Origin of the sequence: Bacillus sp. FJAT-42315 (assembly GCF_002797375.1) — a bacterium.
In the GTDB taxonomy this organism is placed as follows: Bacteria; Bacillota; Bacilli; order Bacillales; family Domibacillaceae; genus Bacillus_CE.
The window spans coordinates 3,508,252-3,526,390 of sequence record NZ_KZ454941.1; the positions used below are offsets into that span (position 1 = coordinate 3,508,252).

Genomic DNA, 18,139 nt, shown 5'->3' on the forward strand with positions numbered 1-18,139 from the left:
AATGAATACGTTTTCCCTTAGAAAGCAGAAACCTAAAATGTTTCTGCTCTTCCTTTTTTCCATCACATTTTTTCTCATTGTCATCGGTTTCTTCATTAGTTTGAAATGGGGACAAGCGACCATTTCATGGCGTGCTTTACTAGAGGCAGTGACCTATCAAGGACACGACAAAGAGCATCTTTATATTCAAACATTAAGAATGCCAAGAACATTTATGGCTTTTGTTATTGGTTATCATATGGCGTTAGCAGGGCTACTGACCCAGCTTGTGACGAAAAATCCAATTGCATCGCCACACGTTTTTGGTATAAATGCTGGAGCTTCCTTAGCTGTTGTTCTTGGATTAATTTTGTTTCCGAGCTTAACTTTAACCTTTTCTATTTACTTAGCATTCATTGGGGCCATCATCGGTGCTTTTCTCGTCTTGTCGTTAGTAGGAGTTCACCAAAAGCAGCCTGTTCGAATCGCTTTAGCAGGAATTGCTGTTCATTTTCTTTTATCTTCTTTAACAGAAGGATTGATGATCATGAATCAACATTCAACGGATAGCATGATCTTCTGGCTAGTTGGAGCTGTCGATCAAGTAGGGTGGTCAGATCTACAAACGATCTTTCCTTGGTCTATCATTGGGAGTATTGCTTTATTATTAATGTTGCCTTCGTTTAAGCTTTTACTTATTGATGATGAGGTAGCTATTGGTCTTGGGCAAAGGGTTTTGCTAGTCAAATGGATGGCGCTACTCATCGTTACCTTGTTAGCAGGATCAGCCGTCGCTATTTGTGGACCAATCGCTTTTGTGGGACTGTTAGTTCCTCATATTGCACGTTTATTAGTCGGCAACAAGCTAGGGCTGCTTTTCCCATTTACTGGACTATTAGGTGGTTTGCTACTTATTTATGCCGATTTCTTTAGTCGTTTTATTGCCTATCCTTATGAATCGCCAGTCGGGATTTTAACAGCAATTATTGGTGGACCTTTCTTTATTTATTTAGCTCGTAAGAAAGGAGGAGCCATCTCATGAAAAGAACGCTCATATTTATTTGTTCTTCTGCATTGCTAATAGCTTTTTTTCTTTTGTCCTTAAGTGTTGGCGCCGTTTCTATTCCCATTCAAGATTTATGGCTTAGTCTGTTTCAAACGGATACCCCTTTCACTTTTATTATCTGGGAATATCGATTGCCTCGTGCTGTCATTAGTATTCTTGCAGGCTTTGGATTAGCAGTAGCAGGCGTCATATTACAAAGCCTTGTTCGCAACCCATTAGCAAGCCCTGATGTCATCGGTCTAACGAAAGGAGCGGGTTTTTTTGCCGCGTTGGTCATCTTTCTGTTCCCTAGTGCTCCTAAATATGTTTTGCCAATTTCCGCCTTAATGGGTGCATTTTTAGTGTTTCTTCTGCTTTTGCTTTTAAGTAAGCGTTTGACGTTAAGTCCAGCATCCTTTGCATTAGTTGGTATAGCATTAGGCGCAATTTTTCAATCAGGCATTCAATACTTACTTGTTAAGTACCCTACTGATATTAATATGGCGTTATTATGGATGTCAGGGAGTTTGTGGGGCAGAGGTTGGAGCGAGGTGCTATCCCTTTTTCCATGGATCATCATTCTTCTTCCCGTTGCATGGGGGCAATACCCTAAGTTAAATATTTTTCAGTTAGGTGATGAATATAGCCAATCTTTAGGGCTTGATCTAATTCGGCAACGTTTTTGGTTATTGCTGCTCTCTGTTACATTAGCAGGTGTTTCAGTAGCGGCAGTAGGTTCTATCGGTTTTATTGGATTAATTGCCCCGCATATCGCTCGTCAGCTTGTCGGTGGGCGACATCAGCTATTAATTCCGTTAGCAGCATTAATTGGCGCTAACTTAATGTTATTAGGTGATAGCATAGGCAGAATGCTCATTATTCCTAGAGAGGTTCCAGTCGGTGTAATGACCGCCATCATCGGTGCTCCTTATTTTATATTTTTATTAAGGAAGGAATATAGAAAGAAAGGGTAAAAAAAGGTACTTATCACTCCCCACCCTTGACAAACTAAAGCTTAGAAATCACTATGTAGTTAGTAGCTTCCATATCAAAATTGAATAAAGCGCAAACAGTGAATTTTGTTTGTGAAATATGCTTTCTAGGGTTCCGCAGATAATACAACTGGTCTGGTCCGAGAGAAAGCTCACAGCGCTTTGCTGTGTCACGGAAGGATAAAAGCCTGGGAGATTATTTTTGATAATCTCTCAGGCTTTTTTGCTTACATATTAAGGAGGACGATGAAATGGATAAGGATTGGTTGAAAGTATTTATAGCAGCTTTTTTTGAAGTGTTCTGGGTGATTGGGTTAAAACATGCGGATTCTTTTTGGACTTGGACTGGCACCTTGATCTCTATCTTCATTAGCTTTTATATGATGATTATGGCCGGAAAGAAATTACCTGTTGGAACCGTCTATGCCGTTTTTGTAGGGTTAGGAACGGCCGGAACCGTTTTGTCGGAAATTTTATTTTTCGGAGAACCCGTTAAAATAGCGAAACTGTTGCTTATTCTCGTATTATTAATCGGCGTGATTGGATTAAAGCTGGTCACAAAAAGTGACCATTCGGAAGGAGCGGAGTCATAATGGCTTGGATACCTCTCATTTTAGCAGGTATGTTTGAAATGCTTGGAGTTGTGATGATTAATAAATTTCATCAAGATAAAAACTTGTCATCATTTATATATATGATCGTTAGTTTTAGCGCGAGCTTTCTGTTCCTTGCTATAGCAATGAAATCACTGCCGATGGGAACAGCCTATGCGATTTGGACAGGAATCGGCGCTTCTGGTGGTGCGATTTTAGGAATGCTTCTATACAACGAACCGAAAAATTGGCCGCGATTGCTTTTTATTAGCATGGTGCTTGGAGCAGCGATTGGATTAAAGCTTATCTCTTAATTTCCTTCAACAAGCGGTCATGTAGTTTTGAAAGGAAAAGTAACGCAAGGATCGAACCTACCAATGTTAAAGACATGTCCCATTGGGCATCCCATTGATCCCCTTGCATGCCTAGAAATCCTTGTGTCACCTTTCCTCCTTTCGCTATTTTAAAAGCCAGCCATTCAATGATTTCATACAAAGCGGAAATAGCGAGCACAAGCCCTGTCACGATGGAAAATAGCCAGCCACCTACAGTTAATGACGTTTTTCGCAATAGGATTTCCCTAATGACAATAGCAAATAATCCCTTCAAAAAATGACCCAACCGGTCATAGTCGTTTCTTTTTAAATCGAACTGATCTTGAAGCCAATCAAAAAGAGGAACGTCAGAATATGTATAATGCCCTCCAACAAACATTAGCATCGCTAATATCGCCATGATCGTATAAGAAAGCGTAGTAAAACGAAAACGATGATAGATCGCAACGACAACGATCAATCCAATTAATGCAGGAACCACTTCTAATGCCCACGATGAATAACTCGTTGGCTTGATGACAGACCAGATGAAAACAGCGATCACGACCAAAAGCAAATATAGATGAACTCTACTTTTTTGAGGCAAATGTTTCACTCCAATGCCAGAAATTATTGCTTGTAGTATGTGAAAAAACGTCATTTTTCATTCGGAATGAAGATCAAAATCCGGCGTATGATCGAAAAAGAAAGAAGGACATCACTCAAGCGAGCAATACCCTTCTTTCTTATTTTACAATCCTAAAATTTGAAACGGGATAAAAAACAAATCATTCTTCTTTTGTCTATGAATTTAACACTCCTTTACCTATTTTTCATAATCGTTCTCTTCGCCTTTTTTACAATGCGTTTTGTTTCTTTCGCATCTGATACCTTCTCCCATTCATCGCAAACGGAAAGCACCCATTCCGGTTGTGTCTTGCTCGCATCGTTTAGCCAATTGCCAACCGAATCTTGCACATATTTCGATTCATCAGATTTCACTTGTTCTAAAATGGGAAGAGCGATTTGCGGTTCGTTTTTTAATTCTCCAATATGTTTGCACCAAACACCACGAGGCCGGATCGATTCAACAGCAAATCGGCGAATATTTTCATCGGAGTCGTTCGCCCATTCTTTCAATAGTTTGACGCTGGTCTCAAGTTCCTTCACAAGCGACTCCCTAACAGCCATCCACGCAATCTCTCTCACACCAAAATGATGATCAGCAGCAAACTTTCTAATCTTAAATAGTAGCTCTTTAACTCCAACATCCATAGTCGAACCAACTATAAAGGCCGCCCAACACCGAACACTGTCTGATGGATGATCGGCGAGTAAGGAGAACGTTTGATCAGCTGTTTCCCCATCTACTTTTTGGAGTATTTCGTGCAAGTTTTCTCCGATCATCCGAATCGCTTTCATACCATTCGTCATATTCGCCACTTCTAATTTGAATAAAAGATCATCCAAATGCTCTGACAATCCAACTGCAGGCAACACTTTTTTCAATAATACCCTTTGATCTACCGCTAACCATTCGGTCAAATTGACACTTTCAATCTCACCTAAGTTAAGTAAATTCAGCACCTGCTCTGGAATATTCGCAGCTTTAGTAGCCCCTTTACGACCTATAATAGGTTCCATATCATTCACCCCTTCATTATCCCAACTTAAACATAGTTTACTATTTTCTATAATATTTCTAATCATTATCTTTTTATAAAAACATTGGTAATTACTATAATAGGGAAGAAAATATAAATGTTCAAATAAGAACTAACCTTCTATGAATAAGGAAGATGATGGTATGAGCACAACTATCAATTTAACCTAAAAAAACCCTGTTTGAAATGACTCAAACAGGGTGAAATGGCTTATCTCATTTGCGTTTCACTTTATTTTTTCTCAATAAAAAATGTCGTAATGACAAACAAAATGAAGCTTATTAATAAAGTAACCCCGCCACCGATATAAAATACTAAAGAAATGCCTTTAGATATATTAAACGGCTGAAGAAATGTCATCCACATCCCTATCGTTAAACCAGTGGAGCCAATAATAGCCGTCCATGTATGCCATACTGCTAATGTTTTCGCTTTAATTGTAAATACTTGATAATAAACACCCCAAGCAAACAAAGTTAACCAACCGACAACAAGTATATGAGCATGAATCGGCCGAAAAGCATACGATCCCGAACCAGCCATATGCGCTCCTAACATTGCTCCGATCACCGCAAAGATAGCTGAAAACCGGATGAGTAATAAGTTCCTTCCGTTCATAAGTATCCTCTCCTACAATTATTTTCTACTAATATTGTAGGGAATGAAAATGAACAGAAGATGAATGCGATGTTACAATTTATCTTTTCGATTAGGGAAACCCTAGTTCTTTTCTTCTTTTATTATCAAACATCATTGTATGTCCCGTAATTAACAGCACATGAGCGACTAATAAAAAACTGGTCATTCGTTCCTTTTCGCTGTAAATAGAGAGTATTCGCTTGATTGGTTAATTCATATAACTGATCTAAATGGTAAACTCCGGTCGGAAGATGACTACTATATAAAGAAGATCCTACAGCAGCAGCCACTTGAGCTGTGATCAATGACTCGTTTTCTCCGTGTAAAGATAAACCAACTCGTTTCTTTTCTCCCTCTTTAAAGCCATATGCATCCACTTTTACTGCGTATTGTGCCGTTCCTATTCTTAATGAACTTAGCAACTTAACCATCGAGGAACGCACAGCTTTTTTCTCAAGAAAACGACTCACTCCCATTCTGCGTAATAAAGCCATCGAAGCAGTCATCCAATGAGAATCAAAGCATAAACGTGTAGCTACCGTCGGGACATGCAAAGTACGGGGAAGAGTTTGCTGATCAGAGAAAGGAAAGCGGTATGCTACATGCTTGCCCAAACTTGAACCAAAATCAGTTAGTTGCCTATCTGTAAAACTATCAACAGCGACTAATTGATTATTTTGCATCACTTCAAAACCACTGTTCACTTGATCTATCGTCCACTCTATAGCCGCTTTCCCGTGGCTATCTCCTAAGCCTAGCATAATAGCAATATCGATACGATCCGTCTGATCGAACACCAACTTCGCCTGTTGCGCTAGTAAATTTGTCAAACCAGGGGCTAGCCCAACACTTAGTACCCCCGTTGCCTCACAAGACTCCGCATTCAGCTTTTCCAACTGAGATAAAAACGAACCCTTTGCAGAAATATCCACATAATGAGTGCCGTTCATCAAACATTTTCTAGCGAACGTCGGACTTTCCTGATCAATGCACATAATGACTAATTTTGTCCGCTCAAGCCACTGCCAATCAACTGACTCATCTGTCGTTAGCTGTTGAGGCTTCACCTTTCCATTCATCGTTTGGCAAAAGCGCTCCGCCTGCTCTAGTCGTCTCCCTGCTGCATAGACACGACCTGGATAAACCTCCCCTAACATCTTACATATTTGTCCTCCCACATGACCGTATCCACCAACAACTACAATATCTTTTTTCATCGTTTGTCGTTGTCACCACCTTTAATAGCAAACCAACCGTCAATTAAATACGCACTAAAAAATCGGGTGACATTCATAAAACCAGCTCCATCAATTAAATCCTCCATTTCAGACGATGGAATCGGATGAGTCGTTTCACCCATCGAAGCGGCAAACCGCTCCCATTCCTGCTCAGGTATACCATTCGCCAACATATGACGTTTCCAAGCTTGCATTTGCCACTCAAAAGCTTGCGATCTCGAATCTCCGTTAATCGATGCGATAAAAAACGGTGCGCCTACTTCCAATCGGTCAGCAATATCTTTTAAAAGAAGACGCTTTTTTTCCATATCGAGAAAATGTAAAACGAGCATACATGTAGCAGCCGTATAACATTGATCTAGCTGATCCACTTCTCCTTCCACTAATTCCACTTGTAGCTCCATTCCAGATAAATTCACTCTTTTTTGTGCCACATCTAGCATTTTCGCTGATGGGTCCACACCCGTAAATGCCCAATCGGGATGGCGTTCACCAAGCGTCACAAGCTCTTGTCCCCCTCCAGCACCAACAACGAGAACGCTCGCTTGTTGATTCGTAAACTGAACAGCAAGCAAACGCTCCATCATATCATATAGCAACTCATAGCTAGGAATTTTCAGCGTGATCTTTTCTTGATACGTATAGACATCTGAGTGATTCCAGTTTAAGTTATTGAATTCTGACATCTCTTTTCAACTCCCCATCTTTTTTGTAAAATTAATTAATAATTATTCTCAATTATAATGAGATAGTTGAAAAATCCTATCCCATAAATATGGGGTTTTACTACTTTAAAAGAAACGACAAGGAGGATCGTTATGAATAACATCGTTCAGCGGTTCATCAAACTAGAGCACACATCCCTAACCTCTCAATGCTATCGAGAAGCAGTGGTCACAGAACTACGAAAAGTGATTCCTTTCTCCGCCTCTTGTTGTACAATGGTCGATCCAAATACACGGCTATCTATAGGAGCCATCACAGAGGACAACGTTGAGAAGATCCATCCACTCATATTTAAATATGAATTCTCACAAAATGACTTCAATCATTACGACGAGTTAGTGCAATCACAAACAACCGTTGCCATCTTAAGCGAAGCAACGGAAGGACAGCTTGAACGAAGTCATCGTTATCGGATGATTTTGCAGCCTGCTGGATTTCGCGATGAACTGCGTGCTGCACTAATGAGCGAAGGGAAATGCTGGGGATACTTAACACTATTTCGAGGAGAACAGCAGCCTCTTTTTGCTAAAGAGGATCGCAGCTTACTATCGACGATCACTCCTTTAATAGGTCGCGCCTTACGCCAATACCGGCTAGAGCTTTCACACAAAGAAGCCAACCATCAAGTTCAGAGAAATGGGATTCTAATATTATCCGATGACCTTCACCCTTTATCATGTGATGTCATTGCAGAAGATTGGCTAGCGGTCCTGCGTCACTTAGAGAAAATAGATGATAAAACACTGCCAAGGCCGATACGAGCTATCTGCTCCCGCGCTTTGGAGGAGGTAGAGACAGAAACTGCTCAAGTCTTTTTGTCGATCCCTGGTCATCCTTACTTATTGATCCGAGCAAGTTGTCTTCATCACTTTGATCAATCAAAACAAATTGCTGTTTCCTTTGAGCCTGCCTCTCCCTCTGATATCCTGCCATTCATTGAAGAGGTCTATCATTTATCTCAGCGTGAAAAAGAGATCACCAGCCAAGTGATCCGAGGCTTTTCTACAAAAGAAATCGCTGCTGCTTTTCACATTTCTGCTTATACCGTTCAAGATCACTTGAAATCGATCTTCTATAAAACAGGTGTGGCGAGTCGAAGAGAGTTAGTTTGGAAGCTGTTTTCCCAGTATGTTTTGAAGTAAAAATCAAAAAAGGCTATTGTCAAATAACTTCAACAATAGCCTTTCTTTCAATTACTGCCCCTCTTCTATAACAGCCTGTTCCTTTTCAGCAGGAGTAGAGGCGAAGTTCAATGTCACCACTCCAACAATGATCAACAAGATCGCTGCCACTTTCAGCATATTCATTGTTTCTCCAAAATAAAGAATACCGATAATGCTAATAATTGAAATCCCAACACCCGACCAAATCGCATAAGCGACAGATACTTCAATTGTTTTCAAAGCAAGAGCTAAACAACTAAAGCTTCCTAAGTAAAACACGATCATTAACAGGCTAGGAAGCATCTTTGTTAACCCATGTGATTGTTTCATAGAAATTGTTCCGATCACTTCGAATACAATTGCTAAAGACAAATACATCCAATGCATAATAACTACTACTAAAAACATAAACAAAAGTCTATCCTTAAAATGTTCCTGCTTCCTCATACCCCATTTCACTAAACGAGCATAAAGCTTTTGGATTCTAAAAATGTTTTTATTTATGTTTGCTCTTTTAGCAACAGCTTTTTCACCTCTCTTTTTTTAATGTTGATATTTTCGTGACAAAGAGCGCTGTTCACGTGTTTATTTCTTTTCTAGCTTTCCCCATATCCTCAGATACTTTCTTCTTATATTTTCGCAACCCGTATATTCGGCTGATGAAAAAAACTACGAACTCCCTACACCTATTCATAAAAAGACACATAACTAAGGAAAAAGTCGCTTCATCTCTATCGGATGAAGCGACTTCATATCTGATGAAAGGAAAGCATTTATAGTTCATTCGAGGAATCAATGGTAAATAAACTTCCCTTCATTATCTATTAAGTGTTGAATAGATTCAAGCACGTGTGAGGTGTATTGCTTCAACGTTGCTTCCGTACCGACGCCTGATAGCACACCGACACCGAAGCGGCCGTGGCGGGAAAATTCCATATCTGTCGGTGTATCACCGACGTGAATGACCTCTTCACGTTTTAAGTTAAATTGACGGCAAAAGGCATCCATCGCCTCTTCATTTGGCTTCTTCTTATATCGATCCGCTGTTGCGATAAAGTTGACATGTTCACTAACACCTAATTTCGATAACGTGAATTCCGTTACATCAAAATTGTCCGCCGTCACAATACCGATAACTAGTCGATTGTTTTTTAATTGCTGAAAAAGAGCTTGAACATCGCCGATTGCTTTAATTTCATTACTGCTCTTTTGTGCGTGCTCATAGTAGAACATATTCACTTTTTCATGGATAATTCGTTGTTCTACACTAAGTTCTGTGGCAATAACATGAGCAATATCGGCAGCTGTTTTACTAGCTAATATACTATGTTCTTCCACCACTTCTCCATTCATACCTAGTAAATCAGCAATTTTCTCTACTTTTTGTTGTTTACTATCTTCGACATATTCATCCACTATATTTTCTATTAATTGGTACGTAGATTGTAACCATAATGTATTAAATTCTATTAACGTACCGTCTTTATCAAATAAAATAGCTTTAATCATTGCTGACTCTCTTTCATACATTGTAGTAATTCGCCCCATGTCGTTAGCGTCGGTGTTTTCCGCCCGAAATAAATAGGGTTTGTAAATCCATAAAATGTTCCATCTGCATATCGTACATCTACACGTAGCCAATGATAGTTTTCTGCGTTATCAAATTGAAACGAATAAGAGGAGGTACTCCCTTGTTCGGTATAAACAACTTCTCCATCAACGACCCATTCAAAATAAATCGCTTCATCCGTTTGTACTTGGGCATTCACCGTGCCCATTGTCTCGTTACAATGATCGCCAGCTATGAGGTCTCCTAGATGGAAATCAATAAACTCGCCTCTAGAAACGACGACATGCCCTTGACGGACTTGGCGCACAATTTCCACTGCTGAAAGTTGTTCACAATACACGAACGTTCCTGGATCACCTATTAAAGATGGTTTTGTACTTCCTTCATATTTTTCTGTTGGCTTCATATGAGAATCAGAACCACCAATCCCCGTCATACGATAGCCGTCATTTAACAACACATTCCATGCTTTTAAAGCGAGCTCTGTTGCATACTCGTTATCAGGGTATGTTGGGTCATTGCAAATTTCAATTGAATCAACGGATGATAATGGTGTTTTTTGTAAAAGCCATTTCCATTCCGTTAAAAACGGATGATTCACCGATATAAGCGCCTCCCCATAGTTTGCATGAATCATATTGTTCATGCCCTCTTCTGACATTAAATCAATCATTCTATTAGTAGAAAAAGGAGATTTTTTGGCATCGATAATATTATAATGCCCTAGCGGGGACGTCACTTCCACTCCAGGAATAACTAGAATATCCTCATCCGCTAACCAAGAGGTCGGCACGATGTTGTGATCCGTTGCAACGAAGAAATCTAACTTTTGCTGTTTAGCACTTACCATATTTTCTTTACGAGTCATTTTGCCATCTGAATAAATCGTGTGGGTATGAAAATCTCCCTTATACCAACGATTTTGTTCGTTTACGACTTTAGTTGAATCAAAGGCTTGTAAATCGAATTCCACTCGCTCCCTACGTTGCCAATGGTCCGCATCGCTTTGCAACACTTCTTGCGCCTCGTTAAATGTAATCGCGCACGTACACCATTCAGTCATTGGCTCTTGTTCTTCTTTCGCGATGATGGCGATATCTACCGACCACTCTCCTTCATGAATGGGACCGTAAATAGTGTTCGGACTAGAATGATCCGCTTCAACATGAATAACTAGCGGTTGGGGGGTAACATTCATATATTGCGCACGTAGTTGTTTTTTTTCATCGTATACCATACACGTTAACCACATGTTCGGCTGTTCCTCTATCGTAAACGAGATAGAGGATACACCTGCCGGAACTGTAAATGTTACTTGTTGATTGAGCATCCTACTTTGCATTTCTTGTCGGAAACTAAGCGATATCATGTGAGACAACTCCTTATTTATTTACTTCATCTAATGCTTTCTGTGCTACTTTATCCGCTTCTTTTAACGCCTTTTCAGCAGGAACATTTTCTAATTCAACCTTGTCCGCCGCAATCGATAGGGCATCAAATATTTTTCCACCTGTTGGATCAATAAAGCCTGGTGTACCAACCTGCGCTTGTTCAAACGGAACACCAGCATATGGGTTCTCTTCAATAAACGCCGCATACTCCGGTACTTCCATCGCCGAGTGCTTAACAGGAATATATCCTATCGCTTTTGCCCAATCTGCATTTACTTCAGGGCTAGTAAAGTAGTTCATCCAAGCGACAGCCGCCTCTTTCTCTTCATCAGAAACACTTTCAGGAACAGCCATGAATAAGCCGTCAACAACTGGTTTTCCTTCGTTACCGTTTAACCCAGGTTGCATAGTCGAATCAATTTTTTCGAAATCAAGATTTCCCTTATCGCCCGAAGAACCTGTATACCCTGCTGCACTTCCGGTCATCACTTCATCAATTGTTTTGTACCAATATTCCCAACCTTGTCCGCCTGCGTTTACTTTCATTGTTTTCTCTTCATGAATTTGCTTCCGTATAAACTCCCAAGATTGAACCCATGCCTCACTATCAATCATCACTTTTGTACCATCTTCATTTAAAATGCTTCCTCCATTGCTTAACGCAAGGTCAATTAAATTGTTTTGGTTCCACATTGGCAAGTGACCATAATCAACCAGTCCCTTTTGTTGCATTTCCTTTGACGCCTTCGCTAAATTTTCCCATGAAGAGAATGCCTCTTTCGGATCAATACCTGCTTGTTCGTATAAATCTTTACGGTAGTACATAACTTGCGTCGTTCCATATGCCGGAAGCCCGTAATACTGACCGTCCATTTTCGTTGGGGCAATAAATACATCAAGAAAATCTTCCTCTTTAACATCTTCCGCTAAATATTCATTGAGGGGAGTAATTGCTTGTTTACTTGCTAAATCGTGCATTTGTGCACCACCGGTAATAAACACACCAGGTGCTGTCTTAGAAGCGATGGCTGCTTGTAACTTTTGATATGTTTCATCGTAACTAGCTTGCGGTACAGCTTTCACTACGTAGTCATCCTGTGAATCATTAAATCCTTGAATGATTTCTTTCATCTTCTTATCTGCTTCACTACCTAATCCATACCAAAATTCGATTTCTACCGGTTTTCCTTCTCCACCTGTTTCCTCTTTCTTCCCTTCCCCTGAACTTGAGGAACAAGCCGCAACAACCAACAAAAGCAGCGACATCATCATCGTCAATAAAAGCTTTTTCTTCATTTTCATTCTCCTTTTCTCATGGTATATATAACAAAGCGCTACAACGGTAGAGCTCTATCCTTTCAATCCGTTATCACTTATCCCTTTAATAAACCACTTTTGTAAAACAAGAAACAGTAGCAACAGTGGGAGTACAGCTAACACATTTGCTGCCATAATCATTGGCCATTGACTAGCAAACGTCCCTTGAGACATGAAGAATTGATTCAATCCAACTGTAATTAAATATTTTTCTTGACTTTTTACAATTAAGGATGGCCACAAGTAATTGTTATACATTTGTACAAAGCTAATGAGCGCTACTGTGAAAATAGACGACTTACTCATCGGGATCATAATCTTCCATAAAATTGTGATATCGTTCGCCCCGTCCGCACGAGCCGCTTCGATCATTTCTTTCGGAACTTGCATAAAAGCTTGACGTATCATGAAAATACAAAACACACTCGCAATATTGGAAATAATGATACCGGTTAACGTATCTAATAAACCTAATTTAGCAATGATGACATAGCTCGGTACATAAGTCGCAGCCATCGGTAACATATACGTCATCATAATAGAATTAAACAACAAGTTTTTTCCTTTAAATTGAAGTTGCGTTAAAGCATACGCCATCATGCATGCAAGCACGACTTGAAACACCACAATAACGAGCGCCGTAATCGTACTATTAAATATGTATAATCCGAACGGAGCAAGCTCTAATGCCCCAGGGAAATTACTCCATTGCGGCGTTTCGGGAAACCATTTTAATGGCACTGCAAAAATTTCTTCCCCCGTTTTTAATGAGCTGAGAAACATCCAAATTAATGGAAGCACCATGACGAAACTTAATACAATTAAAAGTACGTATCTTAATTTGGATGGTTTTACCGTATGACCCACCTTTACACCTCCTTAATAATGAACCCAACGCTTCGAAGCGTAGAACATAATAAATGATAGCAGCATCGTAAACAGTACAATAATCGTTGCGAGTGCTGTCGCTTGTCCCATTTGGAACTGCTCAAACGCCATTTGATAATATAAATAAAGTAACGTTCTTGTACTACCAGCTGGTCCACCTTGTGTCATCACTTGAATTTGATCATACGCTTGAATCGCGTTAATCGCAGAAATAATAGCTAAAAACAAAGTCGTCGGTGAGACTAGTGGAATAATTACACCTTTTAATCGCTGCCAGGAAGAGGCTCCTTCTAAATCACTTACTTCATAGAGGTCATTCGGAATCTTCGACAAAGCATCGGAGTAAAATAACATTGCCCAGCCAGCATTTTTCCAAACAGTGACGATGATAATAGCCCAAATAGCTGTATCCGAATCCGTTAACCATGCCGGTTGCGGTAAGTGAAACCAACCGAGCATTTGATTCAATAATCCAACGTCCGGTTCATAAATCCACGTCCAAACAATGGACATAGCAACCATCGGAGTAATCCATGACGAGAATAAAAACGCTTGAAACCACGTCTCTCCTCTCATTCCTTTACGCAATAATAAAGCTAACAACAAGCCGATAATAATCGTTGGAATAACCGTCATAACGGCAAACAATATTGTATTTGCAAACGCTTGATAAAAATCCGCACTCGTTAACGTATCTGTATAATTGTTCACACCAACGTAATCAAAAGTTGGACTAATGTAATCCCAATTTGTGAAACTCAACCATACAGACACAGCCATTGGAAAAAACAAAAATACAACTAGCGGAATCATCGGAATTCCAACAAAGAACAACAGCTTACCTATCGATTTAAAACGTGCCACTATACCAACTCCTCCTGGCGATATAACGTTCGTTCAGTAGAAGGATCGAATAAATGAATTTTCTTCGCTTCTAGTTTTAAATAGATCGTATCGCCTGACTGAATCTCTTTATCGGGATTGACACGTATCTTGATTTTCGTCCCTTGCAATTCCCCATGTACAAAAAGATCGGCTCCCATCATTTCAATGAAATCCACAACCATTTTTATGCCGTCTTGTTCATTAGCTAACTGAATATGTTCTGGGCGAATCCCAACCATAACTTCTCCCTCATGATCAATCGGATGTAACACCTCTCCAACGCTCTCCCCATCAAGAAGCGAAATATGACGGTTGACTAGATTCCCCTTCAAAAAATTAATCGAGGATGAACCGATGAACCCTGCTACAAACATATTTTCCGGGTATTTATACACATCTTTTGGCGTACCAACTTGCTGAATGTATCCATCTTTCAACACAACAATACGTGACGCCATTGTCATCGCTTCTGTTTGATCATGTGTCACATAGATCGTTGTTGCTTCTAAACGGCGATGTAAATTCATAATCTCTTCTCGCATATGCCCTCGTAACTTCGCATCTAAGTTCGATAGAGGCTCATCCATCAAGAAAATATTTGCATTACGAACAATCGCTCTACCTAGCGCTACTCGCTGCTTCTGTCCACCTGATAATGCTTTAGGCTTTCGTTTTAAATAATCCGTTAACCCTAAAATTCCTGCCGCCTTGTCTACCTTCTTTTTGATCTCATCTTTTGGTGTTTTGCGTATTTTCAAACCGAAAGCAATATTATCAAAGACTGTTAAATGAGGATAAAGGGCGTAGTTTTGAAAGACTAACGCAATATCTCGATCCTTTGGTGGAACATCATTTACAAGCTTGTTATCCATCCAAAGCTCCCCAGCTGTTATGGGCTCTAATCCTGCCAACATACGTAACATCGTTGACTTCCCACACCCAGAAGGACCTACAATGACGATAAACTCTTTCTCCTCTATATTAAGATTAAAATGATCAATCGTCTTTCTACCTTGGTTATCATACTGCTTCGCCAAATTGAGGATTTGTATTTTAGACAATTTTTATCAACCTTCCATCTTTACTTTTCTTTATTTATTTTTTGTTTTTCTTTGTAATTATGATTATATAGACGGATTGTAAAGAAAATTAAAGATTTTTGTAAATTCCATGTTAGGAAATGAAAAGGGTAAATTTAAAGTATTTCATCAGCATTTGTTAGTATAATATTGTTATAATTTGATTTTACATAGATAGAAATATGGAGGTATACCATTGTTAAAAGATGATCGCATTAAATTCATAATGAAATTTCTGCAACAAAACCAAACAGCCAAAGTCGGCTTTTTAAGTACGCAATTAAAAGTAACACCTGAAACAATTCGTCGAGATTTAGAATACTTAGAGGAAGAAGGGCATATCAAACGGGTACACGGCGGCGCTATGATTAACCAAACGAACATACCAGAAACCAACTTTTTAGTTAGAGAAGCGATAAATATAGAAGAAAAACAATACATTGCTATGGAAGCGTGCCATTATGTGCAAGAGGGCGACTTCCTCGCCTTAGATGTCAGTACAACAAATACAGAAATAGCTAAACAATTACAAAAAAAATTCACCAAATTATCAATTGTAACGAATTCACTTACTATCGCGACTATTTTAAGCCAAAACCCTAATTTCGACGTGCTCTTACCTGGTGGGCGCCTACGTAATTCAGAGTTATGTATTGTCGGTGCATCCGCTATTAAACAAATGAATAAGTTTCATATTGATACTTTTTTCATGAGTATTAGTGGCATTTCATTGAAAGAAGGTTTGATGGATAACGGACATGGAGAATGTGAAGTGAAGATAGCTATGCACCAAAATGCTACGAACACGTTCGTTGTAGCTGATCATACAAAATTCAATGCTACTTCTATGTTGAGAATCGGGGACGTATCATCGATTAACGGCATCATCACAGACCCGATGATTGCACCTGAAATCGTCAAACAGTACGATCAGAACGGCGTACCATTATTTTATTACCAAGAGGATAAAGAACCCGGAAGAAACGAATTTAACAGTTAAATTTGTGGAATTATTTTATTACTAAGAGGATAGAGAACTCTGTTAATGCGAGGGATCAACAAAGTTCTCACGGAATTCAGTAATCCTTTTTTTATCTTACTTCTCTACCTCAAAATCAGGTGCTACCGCCTTTTTAACGAATAAAGCAATCAAGAACGCTAAAACACATAATCCTAGAGCAAACCAATAGGCATGATGAACACCTATCGTCATCGCTTCATTCATTAACTGTTTGGTAATAGGAGCTGATTGTTCTTCAAGATGACTTGTACTTCCTTGCGTCATAATACTGACAAAGATTGATACTCCCAGTGCGCCAGAGACAGGCTGCAATGTGTTGGAAATTGCTGTTCCATGGGGATATAAATGCTTCGGTAATTCATTTAACGCATTCGTATGAGCAGGCATCATAATCGCTGATACCGATAGCATTAAAACAATATAAACTAACACAAACGACCAAGTCGAAATCGATGGACTAATATTGCTATAGAAAATCATCACCATCACTAACGCAATTGTACCAGGGATAATTAATTTCCTTGGACCGTATTTATCAAACAAAGTCCCCATTACTGGTGACATGAGACCGTTTAATAGGGCACCTGGTAATAATAATAATCCTGCCATCTTCGCTGAATAGCCTAGAGGACCTTGTAAGTACATCGGCATGACGATTTCAGAAGCAAACATCGCCATAATGACAATGACAAAAAGGCTAACTCCGCGCGTATAGTTTTTATATTTAAATACACGAACATCTAACAACGGTTCCTCTAATTTTAACTGACGGAGTACAAATAAAATCAAGCTGATCACACTAATCGATAGGGTCGAAAGAATCGTTATCGATAAAAAACCGTTTGAATGCTCCCCCACACTACTAAAGCCATAAACAATTCCGCCAATTCCAATCGTTGAAAGGATGATCGAGAGAACATCTACTTTAGGGCGAGTCACCTCTCCGACATTTTGTAAATATTTCAACGCAAATAAGATTGAAAACACGGTAAATGGAATAACGGAAATAAATAACCAACACCATCCTAATAAATCAACAATCACTCCTGATAAAGTTGGACCGAGTGCAGGAGCGAACATTATGACTAAACCAAACGTTCCCATAATTTTCCCGCGAACTTCAGGAGGATAAAGGAAAAGTAAAGCATTCATAATCACTGGAATTAATAGTCCTGTTCCGACTGCTTGAACCATACGTCCTGTTAACAGCATAGGAAAATTCACTGCACAAGCCGCAATAACCGTTCCCGCTAAAAAAACAGTCATCACACCGATAAACATTTGCCTCGTCGTAAACCATTGAATGAGTAAAGCAGAAACAGGCATTAGCACACCCATTACAAGCATAAACCCAGTAGCTAACCATTGTACCGTTGGTGCATCAACATGAAATACGTCCATCAACTGTGTTAATGCAATATTAAGCAAGGTCTCATTTAATATCGCAAAAAACGCACCAATCATAAAAGTAACTAAGATCACTTTTTTATTTATATTAGGTTGCATATAATCCTCCGTATAAGAAATTTTTAATTAGTCATGAGATGGTGCATCTATTTATATGCACAAACAAAACCCCCTATCCATCTTCGAATAGGAGGCATAATGGGGAAAATAAACACAAGAAACCTAAAT

At 39.4% G+C, this 18,139-nt stretch carries 19 protein-coding genes and 1 riboswitch; of the genes, 6 read left to right on the top strand and 13 right to left on the bottom strand.

Annotation, left to right across the window (positions count from 1 at the left end; translation table 11 throughout):
* Position 1: 1 nt before the first annotated feature.
* The 4 genes from CEF22_RS17140 to CEF22_RS17155 all read left to right on the top strand — a co-directional run bounded on the left by CEF22_RS17140 (position 2) and on the right by CEF22_RS17155 (position 2,923).
* The gene (locus CEF22_RS17140) at positions 2 to 1,021 is read left to right on the top strand and encodes a FecCD family ABC transporter permease (protein ID WP_100403806.1); all 1,020 of its coding nucleotides are present in this window, start codon (positions 2 to 4) and stop codon (positions 1,019 to 1,021) included.
* Positions 1,018 to 1,998, top strand: a complete 981-nt coding sequence (locus tag CEF22_RS17145; RefSeq protein WP_100403807.1) for a FecCD family ABC transporter permease — start codon at positions 1,018 to 1,020, stop codon at positions 1,996 to 1,998. Before CEF22_RS17140 ends, CEF22_RS17145 begins: the two co-directional genes overlap by 4 nt.
* 114 nt (positions 1,999 to 2,112) lie before the next feature.
* Positions 2,113 to 2,213, top strand: a riboswitch (guanidine-I (ykkC/yxkD leader).
* A 54-nt stretch (positions 2,214 to 2,267) separates the two neighbouring features.
* Complete coding sequence (locus CEF22_RS17150) at positions 2,268 to 2,609, top strand: DMT family transporter (RefSeq protein ID WP_100403808.1); 342 nt, start codon at positions 2,268 to 2,270, stop codon at positions 2,607 to 2,609.
* Entirely contained in the window at positions 2,609 to 2,923 is a 315-nt protein-coding gene (locus tag CEF22_RS17155; RefSeq protein WP_100403809.1) for a DMT family transporter, read from the top strand. Before CEF22_RS17150 ends, CEF22_RS17155 begins: the two co-directional genes overlap by 1 nt.
* Here the strand turns inward: CEF22_RS17155 and CEF22_RS17160 are convergent.
* From CEF22_RS17160 to CEF22_RS17180, 5 genes are all read right to left on the bottom strand, one after another.
* Positions 2,913 to 3,530 carry a DUF2238 domain-containing protein gene (locus CEF22_RS17160; RefSeq protein ID WP_232726152.1) on the bottom strand — a complete coding sequence of 206 codons (618 nt, stop codon included), beginning with the start codon at positions 3,528 to 3,530 and terminating at the stop codon, positions 2,913 to 2,915. The genes CEF22_RS17155 and CEF22_RS17160 overlap by 11 nt on opposite strands.
* A gap of 215 nt (positions 3,531 to 3,745) precedes the next feature.
* Entirely contained in the window at positions 3,746 to 4,567 is an 822-nt protein-coding gene (locus tag CEF22_RS17165; RefSeq protein WP_100403811.1) for a HEAT repeat domain-containing protein, read from the bottom strand.
* A 251-nt stretch (positions 4,568 to 4,818) separates the two neighbouring features.
* Entirely contained in the window at positions 4,819 to 5,205 is a 387-nt protein-coding gene (locus CEF22_RS17170) for a hypothetical protein (RefSeq protein WP_100403812.1), read from the bottom strand.
* A 125-nt stretch (positions 5,206 to 5,330) separates the two neighbouring features.
* Entirely contained in the window at positions 5,331 to 6,443 is a 1,113-nt protein-coding gene (locus CEF22_RS17175) for a saccharopine dehydrogenase family protein (protein ID WP_100403813.1), read from the bottom strand.
* A complete protein-coding gene (locus CEF22_RS17180) occupies positions 6,440 to 7,150 on the bottom strand; it encodes a class I SAM-dependent methyltransferase (RefSeq protein WP_100403814.1) in 711 nt (236 codons plus the stop codon). Before CEF22_RS17180 ends, CEF22_RS17175 begins: the two co-directional genes overlap by 4 nt.
* 132 nt (positions 7,151 to 7,282) lie before the next feature.
* Here CEF22_RS17180 and CEF22_RS17185 point away from each other — a divergent pair, with 132 nt between their 5' ends.
* Positions 7,283 to 8,332 carry a LuxR C-terminal-related transcriptional regulator gene (locus CEF22_RS17185; RefSeq protein WP_100403815.1) on the top strand — a complete coding sequence of 350 codons (1,050 nt, stop codon included), beginning with the start codon at positions 7,283 to 7,285 and terminating at the stop codon, positions 8,330 to 8,332.
* 51 nt (positions 8,333 to 8,383) lie between these two features.
* Here the strand turns inward: CEF22_RS17185 and CEF22_RS17190 are convergent, their stop codons facing one another.
* From CEF22_RS17190 to CEF22_RS17220, 7 genes are all read right to left on the bottom strand, one after another.
* Positions 8,384 to 8,740 carry a DMT family transporter gene (locus CEF22_RS17190; RefSeq protein WP_100404065.1) on the bottom strand — a complete coding sequence of 119 codons (357 nt, stop codon included), beginning with the start codon at positions 8,738 to 8,740 and terminating at the stop codon, positions 8,384 to 8,386.
* 405 nt (positions 8,741 to 9,145) lie between these two features.
* Positions 9,146 to 9,862, bottom strand: coding sequence for an HAD family hydrolase (locus CEF22_RS17195; protein WP_157843264.1), 717 nt, complete (start codon positions 9,860 to 9,862; stop codon positions 9,146 to 9,148).
* Entirely contained in the window at positions 9,859 to 11,292 is a 1,434-nt protein-coding gene (locus CEF22_RS17200; RefSeq protein ID WP_100403817.1) for a CehA/McbA family metallohydrolase, read from the bottom strand. Before CEF22_RS17200 ends, CEF22_RS17195 begins: the two co-directional genes overlap by 4 nt.
* A gap of 13 nt (positions 11,293 to 11,305) precedes the next feature.
* Positions 11,306 to 12,610, bottom strand: a complete 1,305-nt coding sequence (locus tag CEF22_RS17205) for an ABC transporter substrate-binding protein (protein ID WP_100403818.1) — start codon at positions 12,608 to 12,610, stop codon at positions 11,306 to 11,308.
* A 54-nt stretch (positions 12,611 to 12,664) separates the two neighbouring features.
* Complete coding sequence (locus tag CEF22_RS17210) at positions 12,665 to 13,498, bottom strand: carbohydrate ABC transporter permease (RefSeq protein WP_232726153.1); 834 nt, start codon at positions 13,496 to 13,498, stop codon at positions 12,665 to 12,667.
* A gap of 12 nt (positions 13,499 to 13,510) precedes the next feature.
* A complete protein-coding gene (locus CEF22_RS17215) occupies positions 13,511 to 14,383 on the bottom strand; it encodes a carbohydrate ABC transporter permease (protein WP_232726154.1) in 873 nt (290 codons plus the stop codon).
* Positions 14,383 to 15,456 carry an ABC transporter ATP-binding protein gene (locus CEF22_RS17220; protein WP_442857416.1) on the bottom strand — a complete coding sequence of 358 codons (1,074 nt, stop codon included), beginning with the start codon at positions 15,454 to 15,456 and terminating at the stop codon, positions 14,383 to 14,385. Before CEF22_RS17220 ends, CEF22_RS17215 begins: the two co-directional genes overlap by 1 nt.
* 223 nt (positions 15,457 to 15,679) lie before the next feature.
* On the opposite strand from CEF22_RS17220, the gene CEF22_RS17225 reads away from it, so the two are divergent.
* The gene (locus CEF22_RS17225; RefSeq protein ID WP_100403820.1) at positions 15,680 to 16,483 is read left to right on the top strand and encodes a DeoR/GlpR family DNA-binding transcription regulator; all 804 of its coding nucleotides are present in this window, start codon (positions 15,680 to 15,682) and stop codon (positions 16,481 to 16,483) included.
* A 96-nt stretch (positions 16,484 to 16,579) separates the two neighbouring features.
* Here the strand turns inward: CEF22_RS17225 and CEF22_RS17230 are convergent, their stop codons facing one another.
* Positions 16,580 to 18,010, bottom strand: a complete 1,431-nt coding sequence (locus tag CEF22_RS17230) for an MDR family MFS transporter (RefSeq protein WP_100403821.1) — start codon at positions 18,008 to 18,010, stop codon at positions 16,580 to 16,582.
* Positions 18,011 to 18,139 lie beyond the last annotated feature (129 nt).